The 23063-nt window shown below is 53.0% G+C and carries 15 protein-coding genes; 2 read left to right on the plus strand and 13 right to left on the minus strand.

From position 1 onward, the window contains the following. Position 1 precedes the first annotated feature (1 nt). Entirely contained in the window at positions 2-2632 is a 2631-nt protein-coding gene (gene glgP / locus I6E40_RS03900; protein ID WP_235385598.1) for an alpha-glucan family phosphorylase, read from the plus strand. 2167 nt (positions 2633-4799) lie between these two features. On the opposite strand, the gene I6E40_RS03905 is transcribed toward glgP, so the two are convergent. From I6E40_RS03905 to I6E40_RS03955, 11 genes are all read right to left on the minus strand, one after another. Then, on the minus strand, positions 4800-5702 hold the full coding sequence (locus tag I6E40_RS03905) for a DUF4296 domain-containing protein (protein WP_235385599.1): 903 nt from the start codon (positions 5700-5702) through the stop codon (positions 4800-4802). A gap of 61 nt (positions 5703-5763) precedes the next feature. Beyond that, positions 5764-6411, minus strand: coding sequence for a signal peptidase II (locus I6E40_RS03910; RefSeq protein WP_235385600.1), 648 nt, complete (start codon positions 6409-6411; stop codon positions 5764-5766). Between the two features lie 23 nt (positions 6412-6434). Next, positions 6435-6812, minus strand: a complete 378-nt coding sequence (locus I6E40_RS03915; protein ID WP_235385601.1) for a TraR/DksA family transcriptional regulator — start codon at positions 6810-6812, stop codon at positions 6435-6437. Between the two features lie 111 nt (positions 6813-6923). After that, positions 6924-10475, minus strand: coding sequence for an isoleucine--tRNA ligase (gene ileS, locus I6E40_RS03920; protein ID WP_235385602.1), 3552 nt, complete (start codon positions 10473-10475; stop codon positions 6924-6926). 87 nt (positions 10476-10562) lie between these two features. Then, positions 10563-11381 (minus strand): 3-methyl-2-oxobutanoate hydroxymethyltransferase, encoded by an 819-nt coding sequence (panB, locus tag I6E40_RS03925; protein ID WP_235385603.1) that lies wholly within the window; start codon positions 11379-11381, stop codon positions 10563-10565. A gap of 120 nt (positions 11382-11501) precedes the next feature. Next, positions 11502-12233 (minus strand): YebC/PmpR family DNA-binding transcriptional regulator, encoded by a 732-nt coding sequence (locus I6E40_RS03930; protein WP_235385604.1) that lies wholly within the window; start codon positions 12231-12233, stop codon positions 11502-11504. A 75-nt stretch (positions 12234-12308) separates the two neighbouring features. Then, positions 12309-14765, minus strand: a complete 2457-nt coding sequence (gene pheT / locus I6E40_RS03935; RefSeq protein ID WP_235385605.1) for a phenylalanine--tRNA ligase subunit beta — start codon at positions 14763-14765, stop codon at positions 12309-12311. Positions 14766-15133: 368 nt separating this feature from the next. Next, on the minus strand, positions 15134-17470 hold the full coding sequence (locus I6E40_RS03940; RefSeq protein WP_235385606.1) for a zinc-dependent metalloprotease: 2337 nt from the start codon (positions 17468-17470) through the stop codon (positions 15134-15136). A 228-nt stretch (positions 17471-17698) separates the two neighbouring features. Continuing rightward, positions 17699-19450 carry a phosphomethylpyrimidine synthase ThiC gene (gene thiC / locus I6E40_RS03945; protein ID WP_235385607.1) on the minus strand — a complete coding sequence of 584 codons (1752 nt, stop codon included), beginning with the start codon at positions 19448-19450 and terminating at the stop codon, positions 17699-17701. Positions 19451-19551: 101 nt separating this feature from the next. Beyond that, positions 19552-20169 carry a thiamine phosphate synthase gene (locus I6E40_RS03950; RefSeq protein ID WP_235385608.1) on the minus strand — a complete coding sequence of 206 codons (618 nt, stop codon included), beginning with the start codon at positions 20167-20169 and terminating at the stop codon, positions 19552-19554. A gap of 90 nt (positions 20170-20259) precedes the next feature. After that, positions 20260-21309, minus strand: a complete 1050-nt coding sequence (locus tag I6E40_RS03955; protein WP_235385609.1) for a hypothetical protein — start codon at positions 21307-21309, stop codon at positions 20260-20262. Here I6E40_RS03955 and I6E40_RS03960 point away from each other — a divergent pair. Further along, positions 21299-21451, plus strand: a complete 153-nt coding sequence (locus I6E40_RS03960) for a hypothetical protein (protein WP_235385610.1) — start codon at positions 21299-21301, stop codon at positions 21449-21451. The two genes, I6E40_RS03955 and I6E40_RS03960, sit on opposite strands and share 11 nt — an antisense overlap. Positions 21452-21537: 86 nt before the next feature. On the opposite strand, the gene I6E40_RS03965 is transcribed toward I6E40_RS03960, so the two are convergent. Both I6E40_RS03965 and I6E40_RS03970 read right to left on the minus strand, forming a co-directional pair. Beyond that, entirely contained in the window at positions 21538-22311 is a 774-nt protein-coding gene (locus I6E40_RS03965) for an RNA methyltransferase (protein WP_317207397.1), read from the minus strand. Between the two features lie 460 nt (positions 22312-22771). Continuing rightward, positions 22772-23063: hypothetical protein (locus I6E40_RS03970; protein ID WP_235385612.1), on the minus strand; the 292-nt coding region annotated here is incomplete at its 5' end.

Here is a 23063-nt window from a genome sequence, read left to right on the forward strand (position 1 = left end):
AATGAACGTCACAATCAGTAACTCTAACCAGCCCTCATGGAAAGTGATTAACGTGAAAAGCCACATTCCCGAGGCGCTCAAGAAACTTGACGAACTGTCCCACAACCTCTGGTGGTGCTGGAACACAGAAGCACTTGACCTCTTCTCTTCCTTGGACACAGAGCTTTGGCACAAGGTGCGTCGTAACCCCATCGACCTGCTCCGCAGCATTGACTACGACCGTCTCATCGAACTCTCCAAAAACGAGGAGATCATTCGCAAGATGAACAAGGTCTATGCAGACTTCCGCAAGTACATGGACGTGAAGCCCGATCCCAAACGCGCTTCCGTGGCTTACTTCTGCATGGAATATGGTCTCTCTCACGTGCTGAAGATTTACTCCGGCGGTCTCGGCATCCTCGCCGGTGACTACCTCAAGGAGGCTTCTGACAGCAACGTGGACATGGTGGCTGTCGGCTTCCTCTATCGCTACGGCTACTTTACTCAGTCTCTCTCCATGGACGGACAGCAGATTGCGAACTATGAACCCCAGGACTTTGACCGTCTCCCCATCGAACGCGTCCTCGACGCCGACGGCAATCAGGTCATCGTGGATGTGCCCTACCCCAACTTCATGGTGCACGCCACACTCTGGAGAGCCAACGTGGGTCGCATCTCTCTCTACCTCCTCGACACTGACAACGAACTCAACTCCGAATACGACCGCCGCATCACTCACAGCCTCTATGGCGGTGACTGGGAAAACCGCATCAAGCAGGAATATCTCCTCGGCATCGGCGGTATGCTCGCGCTCAACAAACTCGGCATCAAGAAGGACGTTTACCACTGCAACGAAGGTCACGCCGCCCTCTGCAACGTGCAGCGCCTCGCTGAATACGTGGAAAGCGGACTTTCCTTCAACCAGGCTCTCGAACTCGTTCGCGCCTCCTCTCTCTACACCGTTCACACTCCCGTGCCCGCCGGTCACGACTACTTCGACGAAGGTCTCTTCAACAAGTACATGAACCAGTTCCCCGCACGCCTCGGCATCAGTTGGGACGACTTCATGGGAATGGGACGCACCAACCCCGGTGATAAGAACGAGAAGTTCTGCATGTCCACCTTCCTCTGCAAAACTTGCCAGGAAGTCAACGGCGTCAGCTGGCTCCACGGACGTGTCAGCCAACAGATGTTCCGCGGAATCTGGCCGGGCTACCTGCCCTCTCCCGAACGACTCGACCACGCTGAACGCACACACGACGAATGGGAAGAAATCTACAATCCCAACCCCGAAGAAAGCCACGTCGGCTACGTCACCAACGGTGTTCACCTCCCCACTTGGTGTGCCAAGGAATGGCAGGCAGTTTACAAAAAATATCTCGGTGCTGAGTACTATCACGACCAGAGCAACGAGAAAATTTGGGAAAAGATTCTCCAAGTGCCCGATGAAGTCATCTGGAACACACGCGTTCAACTCAAGAACAAACTCATTGACTACATCCGCCGTCGCTTCCGCGAAAACTGGCTCAAAAATCAGGGTGACCCCTCCATGGTCGTAAGCCTCTTGGACAAAATCAACCCCAACGCCCTGCTCATCGGTTTCGCACGCCGCTTCGCCACCTACAAGCGCGCACACCTCCTCTTCTCTGACCTCGACCGTCTGAGCAAGATTGTCAACAACCCGAAATATCCCGTTCAGTTCCTCTTCGCCGGCAAGGCTCACCCCGCCGACGGTGCAGGTCAAGGTCTCATCAAGAAGATTTACGACATCTCTCAGCGTCCCGAGTTCATGGGCAAAATCCTCTTCTTGGACAACTATGACATGCAACTCGCACGCCGCCTCGTCTCCGGTGTAGATATCTGGATGAACACGCCGACCCGTCCGCTCGAAGCATCCGGTACTAGCGGTGAAAAGGCACTCATGAACGGTGTCGTAAACCTCAGCGTACTCGACGGATGGTGGTATGAAGGCTATCGCGAAGGCGCAGGTTGGGCTCTCACCGACCGTCGCACCTACGAAAACCAAGACCATCAGGACAAACTCGACGCCTCCACCATCTACTCCATGCTCGAGCAGGAAATCATTCCTCTCTACTACGCTCGCAACCGTCAGGGCTTCTCAGAGAACTGGGTGCGCACCGTCAAGAACTCCATCGCTCACATCGCTCCGCACTACACGATGAAGCGTCAGCTCGACGACTACTACACCCGCTTCTACAATCCCCTCGCCGCACGTTTCCACGCCATCTCCGCTGACAACAACCGCATCGCTCGCGACATCGCAGCCTGGAAGGAAAGCGTGGCAGAACGTTGGGACAGCATCAAGGTGGTCAGCAGCACACGCAGCGAAAACCTCCAGAGCGCATCCCTCATCAGCGGTAAGGAATTCACCGTGCGTCACGTGGTGGACGAACAAGGACTTGACGATGCAGTCGGAATCGACCTCGTGGTCATGACCGGCACCGATGGCAACGAACATGTCAGCGAAGTGCTCCCGATGAAACTCGTTTCTCGTGAAGGAAACCTCCACACCTTTGAGCTCACCGCAAGCATCGACCTCGCCGGCAGCTACAAGGTGGCTTATCGCCTCTATCCGAAGCACCCGCAGCTTGCCAATCGTCAAGACATGTGCTACGTTCGCTGGTTCAACTAATCCGCCGCGAACATCACTAAACAAGACCTCACCCCCGCAGAATTCAATCTGCATCCGGGGAAACACTTCATCCGGTTTGGAGCCCACACTCCAAACCGGATTTTTTGCAAGCGAGCACCTAAGCAGAAAACAATTTCTTAGATATTAGTGAACGATAAGACTTTCGCGGAGTCTCATTCGCCGCTGTGTAGCGTTTACTGTCACAGCGTTTCAACCCTACACTATACGTAAATAAAAGGGGGAAAGAAAAAACTATACAAACTATACACTAACCCTACATCAAACCCTACATCTTGCTGATTTACCGCGCGTTACGGAATGTATAGTTTGCGCCTCAAACTATACACAAACTATACACAAACTATACACAAAACTATACATTGCAACTCTACACAGACCCTACACGACGGCGGAGATGAACGCTGCCTGTGTAGGGTACATTGCGTCGTTGAGTAGGGTTTAGCGTCGCTTTTTTGAGGAAGGCAAATTTTAACCAGGTGCGCTCCTAGTTTTTCTTAGGTGCGCTCCTAGTTTTACTTAGGTGCGCTCCCAGTTTTACTTAGGTGCGCTCCTAGTTTTTCTTAGGTGCGCTCCTAGTTTTTCTTAGGTGCGCTCCCAGTTTTTCTTAGGTGCGCTCCCAGTTTTACTTAGGTGCGCTCCCAGTTTTACTTAGGTGCGCTCCCAGTTTTACTTAGGTGCTCTCCTAGGAAGAAATGTTTCTCCATTAATTCCCATTAACTGTCTCGTTATTTCTGAACAATTCGTGAACAATTCAAGTTCAAACAAAATCAATTCGTGTCTCCCCAACAAAAACAATTCGTGCCCCCCAAAAAATGAAAGCCGCTTTGATGAACCCATTCATGAGCATTGATGGAGAGGAAAGAGGAAAGAGCGAGCCGAAAAATCCAACAATTTTGAGCGTTTTTTCAGCGATTCGACATTAACATTTTTAACTTTCGAGAACACTTTCCGCCTCCCAATTTTGCCTATTCGGCGTGCAGTTTTCCTTTGCCTTCCTCAAATTAAAATTAGAGGAAGGCAAAGAAAAATTAGAGGAAGGCAAATTTTTCCCGGAAGCGCTTCTAAAACCCCGATTTTAAAGGGAAAGTGACGAAAAAAGGGGGGAGCCGAGGCTCCTCCCATATCTCTATACAAATATAATACATTTCATCGCCAAAAGCAAGAAGTGTTAAAACCGAAAAACCGCCTTGGGTGTGGAAAATTTTGGAGGCACTTTGAAGGAATGACAACCCCTTTTCTCGGTAGAGGTGCATGCCGTCTGCTTCATCTTTAGGAGTGTGTGCGCCTCCGGCGCGGCGGCTCCGCCGCCATCTTCGCTGGCGTACAGCCTTCCAGGCTAAGAAGCCTACCCCAACCCCTCCCTAAAGGGAAGGGCTTTTCAAACTTTGATATGAGGTTATATATGAGGGTTTATGATACCTCCGTGGAAGCCTACCCAACCCCTCTCTAAAGGGAAGGGCTGTTCTCCTTAATTGCGTTTAGCGGACAGCAAGTATTCAACAAAAGAATGTATCGTTTGTGTATAGTTTTGCGCAGTGCTTTTGACACCGTTGTGTTGGGTTCTGTGTAGAGTTTTGGACGCCGTTGTGTTGGGATCTGTGTATAGTTTGAATGTAGGGTTTGTGTATAGTTTGTGTAGGGTTTGCACCGCAAACTATACATTTTGCAACTGACTGAGAATCAGCGAGATGCATGGTTAAATGTAGGGTTTGTGTATAGTTTGTATATTTTTTTTCGTTTTCCCTTTTATATACGTATATAGTGATAAAAACGAACCGCGCGCAACCCTACATTTTCTTTGCCGTCCAAAATCTTTTGCTGACGTGATGGAGCATCGCCACGCAGACCAAACTACTTCTCCAAAAAAACAAAGGATTCATCGCGCCACTCGAGAAAAGGCTCTTCAATGCCCGAGAAGGGAAAATGGGCAACGGGACGGTTCGTGAGACGGTCAAAGACGACAATCTCACGAGGCAATTCCGTGCCATCAGAAAGAAGGACAAGGGAAAAGACAACGCGGCGAAAATGTGAGGGAGGAAAGGAGGATAAAGACATGAAGTGGGAGCGAATGTTCCTTATTCCATAATAATAAGAACAAACAGCAAATTATAGGACATCCCGTAATTCTATAAGAACACGCAAATAATCATTTGAAATGCGGTGCTTTCTCACGCATGGCATCTGCTGCGTGAAGACTGTCACGCATGGAGTGCAGCAATGAACGAGGCACACGCCGCTCTCCCGAGATGGAGTCTGCACCGTCGGGACGGATGAGCGTGCCTTCGTTTTCCGGCGTGAGTGAACGTGCGGGACGGTAGTCGCAAGTCAAGCGCAGCCGGGAAAGACAGAGGAGGCGGGGACGGATGGCTTGTGAAATACGGAGATAGCAGAAGCCGGTGATTTTCAGGATTTTTCTATCGCCGGGAACATTTAGGAACATTTTTCCGTCGCCTTTTCCGTAGATGGTTTGATGAACGGTGAGAACGGAATCTCCTTCAAGCCAGACTGAAAGTTGGACGGTGGCTTGACGCGGTCCCTCTGCGCTGTGCCAAGAGGAGGACCAACTGCAAGTGAGAACACGATCTGCTATGGAGTCGTTGGGAGGAGGTATGAAAGAAAAACTGTAGTGAGCTTTTCCGTTGGAGGTGAGCAAGATGGCATCGGGAGCTTTCCACAAGAGGTTGCTGTCTGCTTTTTGGGCATCCACGCCTTTCTGCGCAGAATTTCCTGAGCCGGAATTGTCGTTCTCCATGTTCTCATAGACAGCCAAAAGTTTGTCGGCGTGAGCACCATACCATTCCATGGAGCGACGGAAATCCTCCTCGCTGACATGGTGTTTGAGGAACACAGCCTGACGATAGCGAAGGCGCAAACTGTCCACGGAGTTCCCACCTTTGACACGAGCCATGGCGTCTGCCCACTGAAGGTCATACAAGACTTCACCCATGACTCCTTCCGACAACACTTTCTCTTCCTTTCCGGAGTGGCAGGAGAAGAGTGCCTGCAACAAAAGAGAAAGGAAGAAGATGCAGAAAACTGCACGAAACATCTTGCGGAAGGAATGAATTGAGAAAGTCAAAGGGGACTTTTTTAAGGGGGATGTTCTGAAATCAGGAAGCCTCAGTCTTGCGGAATGCCGGCAGACGAAAAAGGTGATGTTCGAGGATGGTCTTGTGATAAAACAAAAGACAGACAAAACCAACGCTGATGGCGGCATCCGCCAAGTTGAAGACAGCGCCAAAGAAGGTCTGACCGCCAATCCAAGGCAACTGTTCGGGCCAGGTGAAGAACGGGAAGTAGAACATATCCACTACCCTGCCCGACAGGAAACTGCCATATCCCTCTCCCCACGCGGTGAGCGCGGCGGGTTCACCAAACGGCAGACTCTCGGTGTAGATGAGACCGTAGCAAGCATTGTCGATGAGGTTGCCCACAGCACCGGCAATGATGAGGGAGAAGCAGACGAGGATGCCCCACGACAGTTGGGAATGGATGATGCGGCGCAGGACAATGGAGAAATAGGCTATCGCCACGACCCGAAAGACAGCGAGGAAGGCGGTTGCCATGAACTGCATGCCGAATGCCATGCCGGTGTTTTCGGTGAAGAAAATGTGGAACCACGGTGTGACCTTCACAGATTCAAAGAGCGAAAAGTTGGTTTTTACCACATACTTCACCACTTGGTCTGCTACCACAATGAGGAGAGCAACCGCCCAAGCGGTGAGGCTGCGCACGATGAAAGGATTCTTGAATGTCATGAGTAATAGAGGTGAACTGCCGTTCAGCGACGATTTTGTTTGGCTTCAATGCTGAGAGTGGCATGAGGCACGGCGCGGAGGCGTTCCTTCGGAATGAGTTTACCGGTGGCGCGACAGACGCCGTAGGTTTTGTTCTCAATTCTGACGAGAGCAGCCTGAAGCGCGGTGATGAACTTCTGCTGGCGGAGAGCCATGGCAGTGAGTTCTTCCTTGCTTTGGGTGGGCGAACCCTCTTCCAGCACATGATAGGTCGGCATGGTGTCATCGGCACCGGTGGCAGACTTGCCGGAGATGGCATCCATGAGTTGTTCGTAGTCGCGACGAGCCAGTTCGAGTTTAGAGAGAATGATTTGCTTGAATTCTTCCAATTCTTGATCGGAATAACGAGGTTTTTCTTCCATGGTCGAAAACGGCAAAGCCGTAAGTTTTAGGTTAAGGTATATACGATATAATAATAGGTACATCGTGAGCAATTACGTTTGTGGTAACTACTCACGGTGTACCGTTTTGTCTTATCGTTCAATGACCGCTTCAATGGTGAAGTCGCCAAAGTCAAAGGTGACGGCACCATCCGTGCCTGCGGGGATTTCTGCACAACGGAGTTCGTCGGCGAGCACCTGAGCGGCGATGTAGTCGTGGAAACTGTTCACAGCCTCTTCAATTTCAGGATGATTGGAGAGCGTGACGCGGATGCGGTCGGTGATTTCAAAGCCGCTTTCTTTGCGGTGGTTCTGAATGCGCTTCACAATCTCGCGGGAGACACCTTCGTTTTTCAGTTCGGGCGTCACGGTGAGGTCAAGCGCCACGGTCAAATTGCCATCGGTGACGAAAGCCCAACCCGGCATCTCGCTGGTGATGATTTTCACATCGCCACGTTCAATTTCCACCACTTCTCCGTCGGCAAGAGTGACAGAGAGGCGGGAGTCACGTTCAAGTTGGTTGATTTCGTCGGTGGAAAGTGCGGTGACGGCAGCATTGACGGAGTTCATGAGGTTTTTGAACTTAGCGCCCATGACAGGGAAGTTGCACATCACTTTCTTTTCCAACATATTGGCGTCAGCAAAATGAAGTTCCTTGACATTGACCTCTTCGAGGATGATGTGCTGATAGCACTCAAGGTCTTCTTTGAGTCTCGGCTCGGTGATGGGCACGGCGACGCAGCGCAGGGGCTGGCGCACGATGATGCGTTCCTTCTTACGGAGAGAGAGCACCATGGAGGAAACGCGCTGGGCAAGTTCCATGCGGCGCTCTGCGTCTTTGTCAATCAAGGTCTCGTCAGCCACGGGGAAGGAGTCGAGGTGGACGCTGTCGGCGCGGTGGTTCTCTGCCGTGAGGTCAAGATAGAGACGGTCGGCATAGAACGGAGCGATGGGAGCCATGAGACGGGACACTTCAAGCAGACAGGTGTAGAGCGTCTGATAAGCACTGAGTTTGTCCGTCGTGAGACCGGTGCCCCAGATGCGCTTTCTGGAGAGACGCACGAACCAGTTGGAAAGATGCACGGTCACGAAGTTCTGAATGCGGCGACCGGCACGTGTCGGTTCATATTCATCAAAGTCGCGGGTGACGTCCAAGATGAGGCTGTTCAGTTCGGAGAGAATCCAACGGTCAAGCGAGGAGCGTTCCTCCATCGGCACGGCGGGTGCCTTGGGGTCAAAACCATCGATGTTGGCATACATCGAGAAGAAGGAATAGGTCTGGAACAATTTGCCAAAGAAGGAGCGAGACACCACACGAACGCGGTCCACGTCAAACTTCAATTTGTCCCAAGGCGAGGAGTTGGTGAGCATGTACCAGCGCACGGCGTCAGAACCGTGTTCCGCAATCACTTCAAACGGATCAACGGCATTGCCGAGGCGCTTGGACATTTTGTTACCGTTTTTGTCCAACACGAGACCGTTGCTGATGACCGTTTTGAAAGCGACCTGGTCAAAGACCATGGTGGCAATGGCATGGAGCGTGAAGAACCAACCACGGGTCTGGTCCACACCTTCTGCGATGAAATCGGCGGGGAAAAGGTTGCCCTTGTCAAATTCTTCCTTGTTCTCAAACGGATAGTGCAACTGAGCGTAGGGCATGGAGCCGGAATCGAACCATACGTCAATGAGGTCAGCCTCGCGGCGCATGGGAGCACCGGAGGGAGAAACGAGCACAATCTCATCGACGTAGGGGCGGTGCAAGTCAATGCGGTCATAGTTCTCTCGGCTGAAGTCTCCGGGAACAAAACCTTTCTCCTTCAGAGGATTAGATTTCATGAATCCGCTCTGCACGCTCTTTTCGATTTCTGCATAGAGTTGTTCCAAAGAGGAGATGCACATTTCCTCTTTCGTGTCGGCGTTGCGCCAGATGGGCAGCGGCGTTCCCCAGTAGCGGGAACGGCTGAGGTTCCAGTCGTTGAGGTTTTCAAGCCATTTGCCGAAGCGTCCCGTTCCGGTGGAAGCAGGTTTCCACTGAATCTGTTCGTTCAGTTCCATCATGCGCTCTTTGAGGGCAGAACTGCGGATGAACCAACTGTCAAGCGGGTAGTAGAGCACCGGTTTGTCGGTGCGCCAGCAGTGCGGATAGTTGTGGACGTGTTTCTCAATCTTGAAAGCCTTGCCCTCCTGTTTGAGTTCCATGCAGAGGATGATGTTGAGGTCCTCTGCTTTCTGGGCTGCTTTTTCGTCATATTTTCCTCCCTGATTGAACTCGGGTGCATAGGCGTTCTTGACGAAGGCACCGGCGTGGTGAGCGTAGAGTTCTTTATCCACGCAGGTCTCGAGGAAGGAGGGAGCGAGTTCTTCAATGAGATAGTATTTTCCGGTCAAATCAACCATGGGGCGCGTCTCGCCGGCTTGATTGACGAGGAAGAGCGAGGGGATGCCGGCGGCTTTCGCCACCTTGGCGTCGTCCGCACCGAAAGTCGGGGCGATGTGTACGATGCCCGTACCGTCTTCCGTGGTGACATAGTCGCCCGGGATAACTCTGAAGGCAGCCTCGGCGAGTTCGACGAAACGGTCATCGCCCACGCTGAAACATTTCTCAGGATGCGCCTCGGCAAAGCGCACGGTTTCGGCGGAACTTTGGTCAGAGATTTTCTCGCAGGGTTTCACCCACGGCATGAGGGGTTCGTAGTTCATGCCAACGAGTTCACTGCCTTTCCAGGAGCCGACGATTTGATAAGGCACGACTTTATCACCTTGCTTATACGCCTCAAAATCTGCATTTTCTCCTTCCTTGTTGAAGTAGGAGTTCACAAGAACGGAAGCCATGACGGCAGTCATGGGTTGTCCCGTGTAGGGATTGAAAGTGCGGAGGGCGACATAATCAATGGAAGGACCGACGCAAAGTGCGGTGTTGGAGGGCAGGGTCCAAGGAGTCGTGGTCCAAGCGAGGAAGAAGGCATCGCCCCACCCTTGCATCTCGGGTTTCGGATTGACGATGCGGAACTGCGCCGTCACGGTGGTGTCCTTCACATCTCTGTAACAGCCGGGCTGATTGAGTTCGTGGCTACTGAGTCCGGTACCTGCGGCGGGAGAATAGGGTTGAATGGTGTAGCCTTTGTAGAGCAACCCCTTTTCATAGAGTTGTCCGAGCAACCACCAAACGGATTCGATGTAGGAGTTGTCGTAGGTGATGTAGGGGTTCTCCATATCTACCCAGTAGCCCATTTGACGGCTGAGTTCCGTCCACTCCTGGGTATATTTCATCACGTTGCGACGGCAGTGCGCATTGTAGTCAGCGATGGAAATGTTCTTTCCGATTTCTTCTTTCGTGATGTTCAGTTCTTTTTCCACGCCAAGTTCGACGGGCAGTCCGTGCGTGTCCCATCCTGCTTTTCTTTTCACTTGAAAACCCTTCATGGTTTTGTAGCGGCAGAAAGCATCTTTGAGTGAGCGCGCCATGACATGGTGAATGCCGGGGTGTCCGTTGGCGGAGGGAGGACCTTCGAAGAAGACGAAGGAGGGGCAACCCTCGCGTTCCGTCATGCTGCGGTGGAACAAATCCTGTTCGTCCCACGCCTTGAGCACGTCTTGGTTCACTTCACTGAGGTTCAAATTCTGATGTTGTTTGAATGAAGACATAGATATGACAAGTGTCTGCCCGGGCAGACTGAGTTAGATGGATTCTTTATATAAGTATAATTGGTCATCAACGAAAGGAGGCAAGAATCAATAACACTCACTTTCGGAGGGGAAGTCACCGCTTCTCACGTCTTCCACATAGTGTCCGACGGCTTTGGTAATTACATCGTGGAGGTCTGCGTAGCGTCGGAGGAACTTGGGTGAAAAACCTTTGTTCATGCCCAACATGTCGTCAGAAACGAGTACTTGTCCGTCGGCAGCACCGGCACCGATGCCGATGATGGGGAGGGGTGTCAGTTTGACGGCTTTTTCTGTGAGTGCAGCAGGGATTTTTTCCAACACGATGGCGCAGCATCCGGCTTCGGTCAGCACCTCCACGTCGCGGAGCAGTTGTGCGGCTTCTGCCTCGGCGCGCGCTCGTACACCGTAGTTACCGAACGCATGAATACTCTGGGGTGTCAGTCCGAGGTGTCCCACCACGGGAATGCCGACTTGAACGAGCGTGCGGATGGTGTCAGCCAAATGACTTCCGCCCTCGAGTTTGACGGCATCGACTCCGGTCTCCTTCATGATGCGAATGGCGTTACGCAAGGTTTCCTCGCGAGAGACCTGATAGGTCCCGAAGGGCATGTCGCAAACGACGAAGGCACGTTTCACGGCTCGAGCCACGGAGGCGGCATGATAAATCATTTGGTCGAGCGTGATGGGAAGAGTGGTTTCAAACCCTGCCTTCACGTTGGCAGCGCTGTCGCCAATCAAGATGGAATCGACACCCGCTTCATCAAGCAGACCGGCAGTGGTGAAATCGTAGGCGGTCAGCATGGAAATCCGAATGCCCTCGGCTTTCATTTCGGAAAGGCGCTTTGCAGTCACCTTTCGCTGGTCATTGTTCAGATATTCTGACATTGATTAGGTGTAGAATCCTTCTCCGTCACATCCTGCTCGCCACTCTGCTTCTTTCCTTAAGAAACAGAACTGACAAACAGGTAATGAGGAGATGAAGATAAATTGATGGGGAACAAATTTTTATTCCTCGGCGGGTTTCATGTTCGTATAGACGGTCTGCACATCGTCGAATTCTTCGAGTCGTTCCACCATCTTGTCGATGCTTTCGCGCTCTTCGGCAGTGACGTCTTTGAGGTCGTTGGGAACGTAGGTGAACTCAGCGCCGAGCACCTCGAATCCGGACTCTTCCAGGTGTTTTTGGATTTGACCAAAGGATTTCGGGTCGCCATAGATGGTGATGCTGCCTTCTTCTTCGTCCTCATCGAACTCGTCTTCAACGCCATAGTCAATCAGGTCGAGAATCATCTCGTCCATGTCGAGTCCGTCGGTCTTTTTGAAAGTGAAAACAGCCTTGTGGTCAAAGAGAAAGGCGAGCGATCCCATCGTGCCGAGGTTTCCGTTGAATTTGTTGAAGACGGAACGCACGTCGCCCACGGTGCGGGTGGGATTGTCAGTCAGCGTGTCCACAAAGATGGCGATGCCGTGAGGTCCGTAGCCTTCGTAGGTCATCACTTTGTATTCGCTTTGGTCCTTGCCCATGGCGTTCTTGATGGCGCGTTCGATGTTGTCTTTCGGCATGTTCTCGCGCTTGCAAGTAGCGATGATGGCACGGAGTGCGGGGTTGTTTTCGGGTTCGGGGCCGCCGCTCTTCACAGCGACAGCGATTTGTTTGCCAAGTTTGGTGAACGTGCGGGCCATGTGACCCCAGCGTTTCAATTTCGCAGCTTTTCTGTATTCAAAAGCTCTTCCCATGGTGTTTTGTGTTTATATATTATATGTATGATTATGATTCTCGCTGTATGATTTTGATTTTCGTTGGAGCATTTCTCATCTGAGTTTCGCACCAATTTCTTTTTCAAGCGCGGTGAAGATGCGCTTCATGGCAGCATCGGTCTGACGGTCGTTCATGGTTTTGCCTTCGTCCTGCAGCACAAAGTTCACGGCATAACTCTTCTTGCCTGCCTCAAGTTCTTTTCCTTCATAGACGTCAAACAGTTCGACGCGCTTCAGCAATTTGCGCTCAGCACCGCGGGCTGCCTTGACAATCTGAGCAAACTCAACGCCTTTGTCCACGAGCAACGCCAAGTCGCGGCTCACTGCCGGGAAGCGCGGAAGGTCGCGGATTTCACGATGCACACCGGAGGCGGCTTCGTGAAGCGCAGAGACAGAGAGTTCAGCGTAATAAACTGCCTGCTTGATGCCGGCACTCTGCAACAGGTCGCTTCTGACGGCACCCAACTCAGCAAGGAGCACTCCCTTCGCACTCTTCACCGCCAGGCTCTGGGCAAAGAGGTCGTTTTCGCCGGCTTCGCAAACCACGTCATCCCCACTCAGTCCGGCACGGCGAAGGAGGTTCATCACCGTGGCTTTCAACACGTAGAACGAGGTGGGCTCGTCGGCGTGTGCCCAAGCCCCCGTCACTTTCTTGCCGGTCAGCCAGAGTCCAATCTGGCGTGTTTCGTCGGCAGGAAGTTCGGGATTGGAGGAAACGCAGTAACAGTTGCCGCACTCAAAGAGTCTCAGGTTCGGAGACTGGCGGTTCATGTTGCGCGCAATGGTTTCCAAGCCTCCGAAGAGCAAGGACTGACGCATCACGCCGAGGTCAGAACTCAGCGGATTGAGCAGACGGATGAGCCGCTCTGCAGCGTAGGTCTTCAGCGGAGTATAATATGCCTCACGGGTGAGGGAGTTGTTCATGATTTCGCGGTAGCCTTCTCCGACGAGTTGTTCGGAGAGGAGGTTCTCCATGCGATGTTTGCGGTCTTCCTTGGTGGCAAGTGTCAGACAGGAGGTGACGGCAGAGGGAATCTCCACGTGGTTGTAACCGTAGATGCGGAGAATGTCTTCAACGACGTCGCAGGGGCGCTGCACATCCACACGATAGGAAGGAACGCTGAGTTTCATGCCTTCCTCGTTTGCTTCGACGACTTTCATTTCCAACGCTTCGACGATGCGACGCATCAAACCGCGGTCAAGTTTCTTGCCGATGAGTTCGTCTGCATAGTCATAACTCAAATCCACGGGGAAAGAGGCGGGCAACGTGCCGGCACTGACTTCGCGCACCGGAGAAACGAGGTGACCACCGGTCATTTCCATGATGAGTGCGGCAGCGCGGTTCAAGGCATAAATTTGTCCAACGGGGTCAATGCCGCGCTCAAAGCGGAAGGAAGAGTCGGAGGAGATGCCGTGACGGCGAGCGGTCTTGCGCACCCAAGTCGGGTCGAAGTAGGCGCTTTCCAACACCACTTCTGTGGTTTCTTCTGTCACGCCGGAGTTCAGACCACCCATGACGCCTGCCATGCAGACAGGTCCTTCCGCATCGCAGATGAGCAGGTCTTTGCTGTCAAGTTTCTTTTCTGTGCCATCGAGAATGACGAAGGGGGTGCCTTCGGGCATGGTCTTCACACGCAGACAGTTGCCACGAAGACGAGCACCGTCGAAGCAGTGGAGCGGCTGACCGTATGCCCAAAGAACATAGTTTGTCACATCGACCACGGAGTTCAGCGGTCTGAGTCCGATGGCGGTCAGTCTTTGCTTGAGCCACTCGGGACTTTCGCCGATTTTGCAACCGCTCAGTGCGATGGTGCAGTAGCGCGGACAAGCTTCGGGTTTCTCCACCGTCACTTCGGGACCTTTGTTTTCCGAAGTTTCGAGTGAAATCATCTCGGGACGGTGCAGAGAGGTCGGTATGTCGTGACGCACGAGATAAGCATAGAGGTCACGTGCCACACCGTAGTGAGAACAGGCGTCGGCACGGTTGGGAGTGATATCGACTTCCATGACATAGTCCTCACCCACATCATAAATCTGATTGGCGGGCACTCCGACTTTGGTGTCCAAAGGCAGTTCGATGATGCCTGCGTGAGATGTTCCGACACCGATTTCGTCCTCAGCACACAACATGCCTTCGCTGACCACGCCGCGGAGTTTAGAGCGTTTGATGGGAAAGGCTTTTCCGTCGGGCGCATAGAGCACACAGCCCACGGGAGCGAGGATGACTTTCAGACCTGCCGCAGCATTGGGCGCGCCGCAAACGACTTGCAGGAGAGGCACATCGGGAGAGTCGGAAGTGCGAACGCGACAAACGTTCAGGTGGTCGCTGTCGGGATGGGGCGTACACTCCACGATTTCGGCAGTGATGAGCCCTTCGAGTCCTCCTCTCACGCTATAAGTTTTTTCCACTCCGTCGGTTTCGAGACCGATGGAAGTGAGAGCTTCGGCCAAGCGAGAGGGGGTGAGGTCGAAGTCCACATATTGTTTCAGCCAGTTGTAGGATATGAACATGAAGAAAATGTTTAGGATTAAATCGATGTCGCCACAGCCTCTTTTCAAGAGACCATGGAAAACGCCCGCAAAATTACTTTATTTTTTGAAAACAAGCAAATACGTGCATGGGACTTTGGGGAACACGCATGTTCATGAATTGATTCGTCAAAATTGATTCATCAAAAAGACATTAGTTTCTTTTTGGGGAACACGAATCACGAGCATTGAACACGAAAGGTTCAGAATAAAATGAGACGTTCCTAAGGCGTTTAATATCTTCCGAAATAAGTTCAGGGATGTTCCAAAAATTAGGTTGTGTCTCTACAAAGTAAAAACAAATCAACCTAAATTCTCAGAACATCCCTGAAAAGGAAGGAGGAGCCTACTTACTTCACGCTCAACGCCTTGTCAATTGCAAAGACGAGGGACTCGCTGTGTGCATCTCCCTTGCGGGTTTGGCAGATGCGACGAATGCGCTGCAACTGAGCAAGTGCGGCGGCATAAGCCTCAGACAACGTACCGTAAGAAACAAGGGTAATCAGTGAGGTGACGGCTTCTCGCTGCAAGGCTTGCGCATAGCCGCGACCGGAGGCATCGGAAGGCATGCTCCTCTCAAAGAGAAGGTGGGTGAGATGAGCGAGATAGTCTTCAGCCGTCCAGTTGGGATTGAGACGGTTGAGGAGTTTGGGGGCGTAGAGGTTTTTCACCACAGAGATGCCGATGGATTGAACACTTTGGTCGGGGTCAGGCAAGAAACGCATCATCCATTTCGGTGCAATCAGCCAACGCGGCAGGGTCAAGACTTCGCGCTGAAGGAAATCTACGGCGCGCTGCTGGGCGGCGCGAGAATTGTAGGAATAGGTGACGCCCTCCTGGTCGGGTGCTTTGTAGTCGGCAAACGTTCCTCCGACTTGGTTGGCGACGTGCATGCAATAACGATAGAACTGGTTAACCACTTCAGAGTACATGTCTGAAAGGTTGCGTCCGTAGATGTCATTGCTTTCGTAAGTCCATTCCGGCAGTTGCTTCATCATGCGCTGCAGGTTGAGGATGCCATAGTGAGAAGCCTTGACGGCATCGTCGCCGAGGTCTTCGGTGAGACAGCGCGGGTCGTGGGTGGCGTTGGTTTCTCCGTCACCGAACCAGAGTCGCGGATTGTTTTTCAGACGCTCGGAGGTGATTTTCTCCAATTCCCAGTGGTCGCTTTCGGAATCGTAGGCTCCGAACATGGGACGATAGCCCCACTCAATCGCCCACTCGTCATAGTCGCCGATGCGGGGAAAGATACCGCTGCGGGAGATGCTGTCCTCGGGCTGTGCGACGTAGTTGAAACGGGCATAGTCCATGATGCTCGGCGTGTGACCGTAGCATTCCACGAAACTGCGGCTGCGCAGACTGTCCACGGGAACCAGCGAGGAGGAGCCGAAATTGTGGCGCAAGCCGAGAGTGTGACCGACTTCGTGGGAGGAGACGAAACGAATGAGTTGTCCCATGAGTTCCTCGTCGAACTTCATCTTGCGCGCTGCTTCGTCAAGGTTGCCGGCTTGAATCATATACCAATGATGCACAAGCTTCATGACGTTGTGATACCAGCAGATGTGGCTTTCAAGGATTTCTCCGCTGCGTGGGTCGTGAATCTGAGGACCGTAGGCGTTGGGGATGGGGGAAGCGAGATAACGGATGACGGAGAATCGGGCATCTTCCATGGACATGCTGTCAATGCTGTCGGGCCACTCCTCCGCACGAATGGCGTTTTTGAAACCGGCTTTCTCAAATGCTTTTTGCCAGTCGTTCACACCTTGAATGAGATAGGGTCGCCACTGCTTGGGGGTGGCAGGGTCGATGTAATAGACAATCGGTTTCTTTGGTTCGACCAGTTCGCCGCGAGCGAGGCGGGCGGCGTCGGCACTGTCCTTCGGCTCCAGACGCCAGCGAGTGATGAAACGCTTGGACTCGACGTGTTGCTGTGCGTCGGTGTAGCGTTCAAAACGGTCGGAGAAGTAGCCGACGCGCGGGTCGAACAAGCGTGCCAGCATGGGCGTTTTGGGAAGCAGGATGAAAGAGATGTTGAAACCAATGGTCACTTTCCCCGTGCGTGCTCCGGCTGCGGTTGCCGTGCCCGAGGAGTACCAAGTCTTAACCATGCGTACCTCAGTGTTGGTGGGGAAGGTCTTGATGCTTTCGATGAAACTAGCGTCTCTCATGGGAGACTGCAAACCGTATTGCTGACGGGTGCGGCTGTTGATGCCAAAGGCGCCGTTGTCCTCCAGGAAGAAGGACGTCACCTTGAATTTACTCTTGTTGTCTGCGCGGGATTCGATGTGGAAGGCACCGATGATGGGGTTCACGTTACTGATTCTGACGGCGCGGTCAATGGCGTCCACGCTGTCTGCATCATTCATGAGGATGCGGGAGCGCAACAACATTTTGTCTTTTCCGACCCGCTCGAAATAGACGGTTTGCTGGATGACGGACTCGCCGCCATATTTTCCCACCGAAGCAGGCGTGCCGGTGAAGCGAACACTGGCGAGAAACTCGCGCCCGAGCAGACTGTCGTGCACAGCGAAGAACCATTCTTCGTCTTTCTGGAAGACATCGAAGAGTCCGCTTTTTGATTTTTCAGCCGAAGTTTTCTCCGGTCTTGTCGTCTTTTCTTTTCGTGCATGAAGTTCTCCGGTGAAACAGAAGAGGAGAGAGAGAAGCAGGAAAACATATTTCTTCATGAGGATACCTATTATATTAAGGAGTTCTTATTTATGGAATGTTCTAAGCAGTCTTTCTCTGCCGCGTAGTAATATGAAAATAATAAGTTGCGTCAGATTTGAATGACATTTTCGAGGTCAGATTTTCACCCGAAGAAGGAGCATAGCCGTAACTATGTGACTGATGAGGGAGGAAATATGGACCGAAAAGATTTTCAAAGATGATGCAGGTTATTTTTTGAGGATTACTTAACAATCTTTTCCGATGAGGTCGTCGCAGTTTTCGGCGTGTTCGCCATTGACCACGGCACCTTCTCCTTGCAGGCGGCGGGAGATGCGCATGGCGCAGAAGTTGGGTCCGCACATCGTGCAGAATTCTCCGCCGTCGAGATGTCCTTCGCGGTAGTATTCTTCAGCGCGGTCGGGGTCGAGGCTGAGGTGGAACTGGTCTTTCCAGCGGAACTCATAGCGCGCCTTGGAGAGGGCGTTGTCGCGAATCTGCGCCGCGGGATGTCCCTTGGCAAGGTCAGCGGCGTGGGCAGCGATTTTGTAGGAAACAACACCGACTCTGACGTCTTCTCGGTTGGGCAGCGCGAGGTGTTCTTTCGGAGTGACATAACACAACATGGCTGTGCCGAGCGCACCGATGTTGGCAGCGCCGATGGCAGAAGTGATGTGGTCATAGCCGGGAGCGATGTCGGTGACGAGAGGACCGAGGGTGTAGAACGGTGCTTCGTGACACTTCTCGATTTGGCGCTGCATGTTTTCGGGAATCTTTTGCATGGGGACGTGTCCCGGTCCTTCAATGAATGCCTGGACGTTGTGTTCCCAAGCACGGGTGACGAGTTCGCCCATGGTGTCGAGTTCCGCGAACTGTGCCGCGTCGTTGGCGTCGGCGACACAACCGGGGCGCAAGCCGTCGCCAAGGGAAATCGCGGTGTCATAGGCGGCACAGATTTCGCAGATGTCGTCAAAGTGTTCGTAGAGGAAGTTTTCGCGGTTGTGAATCCTGCACCACTCGGAGATGATGCTTCCGCCACGCGAAACAATGCCGGTGAGGCGGTTCTTGGAGAGGGGGATGTTGGCAAGTCGGATGCCGCAGTGGATGGTGAAATAGTCAACGCCCTGCTCGCACTGTTCGATGAGAGTGTCACGATAGAGTTCCCACGTCAAGTCGGCAGCCTTTCCGTTCACCTTTTCGAGGGCTTGATAGAGAGGCACGGTGCCGACGGGCACGGGGCAGTTTCTGACAATCCACTCGCGGGTTTCGTGGATGTGGTCGCCCGTGGAGAGGTCCATCAAGGTGTCGCCGCCCCACTTGCAACTCCAAATGGCTTTTTCGACTTCTTCGGCGATGTCGGACGTCGTGGCGGAGTTACCGATGTTAGTGTTAATCTTGACGAGGAAGTTGCGTCCGATGATCATGGGCTCAGCCTCGGGGTGGTTGATGTTGGCAGGGATGACGGCGCGTCCGGCAGCGACTTCGCTTCTGACGAACTCGGGAGTGATGCGCGTCGGGATTCCCTGCGCCTCACAGTCCATGTTTTCGCGAATGGCGACATACTCCATCTCGGGAGTGATGATTCCCTGCTTCGCATAGTACATCTGGGTGATGCCTGCCCCACCCTTTGCCCGTAGCGGGAGCGGCGGCTGGGGGAAGCGGATGGACTCGGTGGCGGGGTCAGCCAAACGGCGGCGGCTGAAGTCGGAAGTGAATTCGCTGAGTCGCTCCACTCCACCGCGCTGTTCAATCCATGCGCCTCGCAGCGAGGGAAGTCCTTTGTGGAGGTCGTGCTCAAAATTGGGGTCGGAATAGGGTCCGCTGGTGTCATAGACGAGCACGGGCTCATTGGGATTCACGTTTCTGCCACCGTCTTCAGTGCGCGTGACGGTGGGAGTGAGGCGCACGCGGCGCATCGCTACTTTCAAATCAGGAAAAAGACGGCCGGGGAGATAGACCTTATCGCTGGCTGGATACTTAATCTGAAAATGTTGTTGCATAGTAAATATATAGGTATGATTAGACGGCGAACGAAACCGCATTGTCGGTCATGGAGACCACGGAGGAGGCGGTTCGTTGCCTTTTGTTTGACCAAGTGGATTCATTCTTCCCCGAGGAAGCGGCGCATGGCTGCCACGGGGTCGGGCGATTGGAGGATGGCACCGGAAACGGCGATGGCGTCCGCACCGGCGGCTTCCAGGGCGGGCACGTCGTCGGGGGTGATGCCGCCGATGGCACAGACGGGGATGTCGCTTCCCGCTTCGCGCAGTTTTCTCACTATTTCGCCGATGCCTTCTGCGCCAAGCAGCGGAGCGAGATTGTCTTTCGTGCGAGTGAAGCGGAAGGGACCGACGCCAAGATAGTCTGCACCGGCGCGTGCTCCTGCCAATGCTTGTTCGGGCGTGTTGGCGGTGGCACCGATGATGAACGCCGGACCGAGCAGTTTCCTTGCTTCTTCAACGGGCATGTCGTTGGCACCGAGATGCACGCCGTCGGCTCCGAGGGAGCGCACGAGTTCGACGCGGTCGTCAATCACGAAGACCGCACCGACCTCGCCGCAGGCTTTCAGAAGTCTTTCGGCGAGAGGACGAACCTCTTCATCGCCGGCGTGCTTCACGCGCAACTGAATCCAACGACAACCGCCACGAAGCGCAAGGAGGGCAGACTCTTCGTAGGTGCAGGTGGGAGTTTCGTGAGTGATGAACTGAACGGGCAACATAAGGCTATGTGAAAGTTTAGTATAATTCTATGATTTAATGTATTAAATATTTTTACTATAGAACTGAGCGAAGCAAATCGTTTCCCGACTTTAGCGAGGCAAGGGGCGGTTGTCGGCAGGAATCTGCGGACGGTGGCGACGCCAAAGGGAGGCAAAGGCGGCGGGGAGCGCAGCCAAGGTGGTCTGCAAGAGAACGTACCAAGGATAGGGGGCATCGCCCAGAGCGAGTGCGCTTTTCTTACCGATGATTTTCAACTCGAGACCGACGGAGAACAAGAAGGTCACCGGCGACAGAATAGCGGGGAGAAGTGACAGCCACATCTCATCAAAGACGGCACGACTGAACGAAACAACGAACAAAGCCAACGAAAGAAAAAGCGTGAGCCAAAGCAGGAAGGAAACGAGATTCGCCGATCGGTCGGAAAAGGAACGGAGTTTCACAAAGTCGCTCCCTCTGTCGCGGAGACGACGCTCGGGTTCGCCATGAAGCCAAAGACGGGTGTCCACATCGGCGGTGACACAAACGCTTCCGCCGGACGCCGCATCGGAAAGTGCCGACATCCAAACCACGTCATCCCACTGACGCACAACATCTTCTCGCTGCGTGCCGCAGGAAAGAACCCACTCGCGTTTCACCACGAAACCGTCCCGAAAAAAAGCGGAGGGTACGCCCTGGCGCGCACTGCGCCACAAAGCGGAGAAACGGACGAAGCGACGTGCAGCGGCACGACGGCTGACGGCAGTGTCTCCTTCGTGATTGGAGTAGAACTGCACAAACTGAACGCCATCGCCAACACGCGACATCAAACGTGCTGCCCACCCCGTGTCGTGGGGACGCATCCGTATGTCGCAAACCGCGACGCATGGAGCGTAGGCTGCCTTCACTGCCAACATACGCGCAAGCGCCGTCGGAATGATGTGGCGCGTGGTGGGCGGAACACTCACCAAACGCAAACGCTTGAACGAAGTTTGCAAACGGACACACAAAGCGGACAGCATGTCAGACTGTGCTTCCGAAACGCGGGCATCTGCCACAATCACCTCATAGAACCCTTCTATTTCCTGATTCAAAAAGGCTCTTAATGAGTCTTCTGCATCGTTTTCTTCCAGCAAATGTTCTGCCAAAAGAATGACGCTCAAACCTTTCGTTTCTGACTCCGCAGGAACTGACGGCTGTCCCGAAACGGGCACCGAACGGAACAAACGCCACAGAAGCACGAGCGTCAGACACACACAAACGAACCAAATGCCCCACCACACACAATGGGCGGCGGACCACTGAAAACAGTTCAAGGTGTGAAACATTTCTTCCATCTCGCGCAAATGACTGAAAGGCGGTTATTTTATTCGTAATTCATAGAATGTCCCTTACATAAGGCTACGACGCATCTCGGCACAAAGAATCGCCGTGGCAGCGCCGACATTCAAACTCTCTGCCCCGGTGCCGCCAGCAGGATAAGGCGGAATGAGCAGACGGTGCGTCACCCTCGCTGCCACTTCCTCGGAGATGCCGCGCCCTTCGTTTCCCATGACCAAAATGCCTCGGTCTTCAAAGCGAAGGGAACGAGCGTAGAGGTTGTCTCCGTCAAGGAACGTGCCATAGACGGGCACCTCTTCGGACACTTTGTCCAGGAAGGCGGGGAGATTGACATAGTGCATCCGCACTCTTGCCACTGCGCCCATCGTGGCTTGCACGACTTTCGGGGCATAGACATCGGCTGTCTCGGTGGAAGCAAAGATGTGGCGGATGCCAAACCAATCTGCGGTGCGAAGGATGGTGCCGAGATTCCCGGGATCTTGCACGCTGTCCAAAGCCAAACAGAGTTCGCGGGCAGGAAGGCTTGCTTCTGCCTGCGCGTCTTCGGAATCGGCGGGAAGAGGGAAAAGAGCAAGCATACCTTCTCCCTTGGGAGGATGAACCAGACCGGAAAGGGCGTTCATTTCGGAAGCACTGCACACTTCGGGCGTCACGCCGCAGTGAGCCAACACGGGCAAAAGCGGAAGGGAAGCCTCCGTCACGAACAAGGCGACGGGGCGCATGCCGCCGGCGACCAAATCTGTCACCAAACGCTTACCCTCTGCCACAAAAAGACGCTCGCTCTCGCGACCTTTCTTCTGACGCAGCGAGTGCACAAGTTTCACAATTCGCTTTGACACCATGTTATCTTTGTATTTGAAAAAGCCTACAAAACTACAAAGTTATTTCCAATTATGAGGTTTATCTGAAGGCATTAACGATACATTGCCGTCCCCCACCCTCCCTGAGTTGAGGAAATGGAAGCGAGTATTCGCCCGAAAAATCGCAACGGGGACGCGGTCACCAGTGAGAGATGTTCTGAAAAATCTTGGGGTTAGGAGCGTTCAAAACTATGCGCCGACATTGGGTTGGCTCTCACTTCTCCGAGCCTGTGCATCCACTCTCCGACAGTGTACATATACGTAAATAAAAGGGGAAACAAAAAACTATACAAACTATACACAAACCCTACATTTTGCTCTTTATCTCGTTGATTTTCCGAACGTTGCGAAATGTATAGTTTAAGACGCAAACTATACACAAACTATACATTGAACCATGCACAAAACCCTACACAGCGAGTGTTCAAAACCCTACACAGCGAGCGTTCGCAAAACTATACACGAAGCGGAACACAAACCCTACACAGCGAGCGTTCGCAAAACTATACACGAAGCGGAACACAAACCCTACATTTTGTTTTTGAACACGAATCTCGCGAATGGAACGAATGAACGCGAATGAATCGTCCGTAACGAACGTGACGAACGTAAAACAGGAAATGGCAATAGGAGGTGAACAACCTTTTCCACACCCAACGCCCTTTTTCGGTTTTAACACTTCTTGCTTTTGGCGATGAAAAGTATTATATTTGTAC

The organism is Prevotellamassilia timonensis (genome assembly GCF_021531665.1).
Taxonomy (GTDB): domain Bacteria; phylum Bacteroidota; class Bacteroidia; order Bacteroidales; family Bacteroidaceae; genus Alloprevotella.

What these genes read in the sequence shown, in the direction of transcription:
- glgP (WP_235385598.1), top strand. Translation starts at nt 2, where the DNA reads ATGAACGTCACAATCAGTAACTCTAACCAGCCCTCATGGAAAGTGATT.
- I6E40_RS03905 (WP_235385599.1), bottom strand. Translation starts at nt 5,702, where the DNA reads ATGTTTCGTGCAGTTTTCTGCATCTTCTTCCTTTCTCTTTTGTTGCAG.
- I6E40_RS03910 (WP_235385600.1), bottom strand. Translation starts at nt 6,411, where the DNA reads ATGACATTCAAGAATCCTTTCATCGTGCGCAGCCTCACCGCTTGGGCG.
- I6E40_RS03915 (WP_235385601.1), bottom strand. Translation starts at nt 6,812, where the DNA reads ATGGAAGAAAAACCTCGTTATTCCGATCAAGAATTGGAAGAATTCAAG.
- ileS (WP_235385602.1), bottom strand. Translation starts at nt 10,475, where the DNA reads ATGTCTTCATTCAAACAACATCAGAATTTGAACCTCAGTGAAGTGAAC.
- panB (WP_235385603.1), bottom strand. Translation starts at nt 11,381, where the DNA reads ATGTCAGAATATCTGAACAATGACCAGCGAAAGGTGACTGCAAAGCGC.
- I6E40_RS03930 (WP_235385604.1), bottom strand. Translation starts at nt 12,233, where the DNA reads ATGGGAAGAGCTTTTGAATACAGAAAAGCTGCGAAATTGAAACGCTGG.
- pheT (WP_235385605.1), bottom strand. Translation starts at nt 14,765, where the DNA reads ATGTTCATATCCTACAACTGGCTGAAACAATATGTGGACTTCGACCTC.
- I6E40_RS03940 (WP_235385606.1), bottom strand. Translation starts at nt 17,470, where the DNA reads ATGAAGAAATATGTTTTCCTGCTTCTCTCTCTCCTCTTCTGTTTCACC.
- thiC (WP_235385607.1), bottom strand. Translation starts at nt 19,450, where the DNA reads ATGCAACAACATTTTCAGATTAAGTATCCAGCCAGCGATAAGGTCTAT.
- I6E40_RS03950 (WP_235385608.1), bottom strand. Translation starts at nt 20,169, where the DNA reads ATGTTGCCCGTTCAGTTCATCACTCACGAAACTCCCACCTGCACCTAC.
- I6E40_RS03960 (WP_235385610.1), top strand. Translation starts at nt 21,299, where the DNA reads ATGACGCTCAAACCTTTCGTTTCTGACTCCGCAGGAACTGACGGCTGT.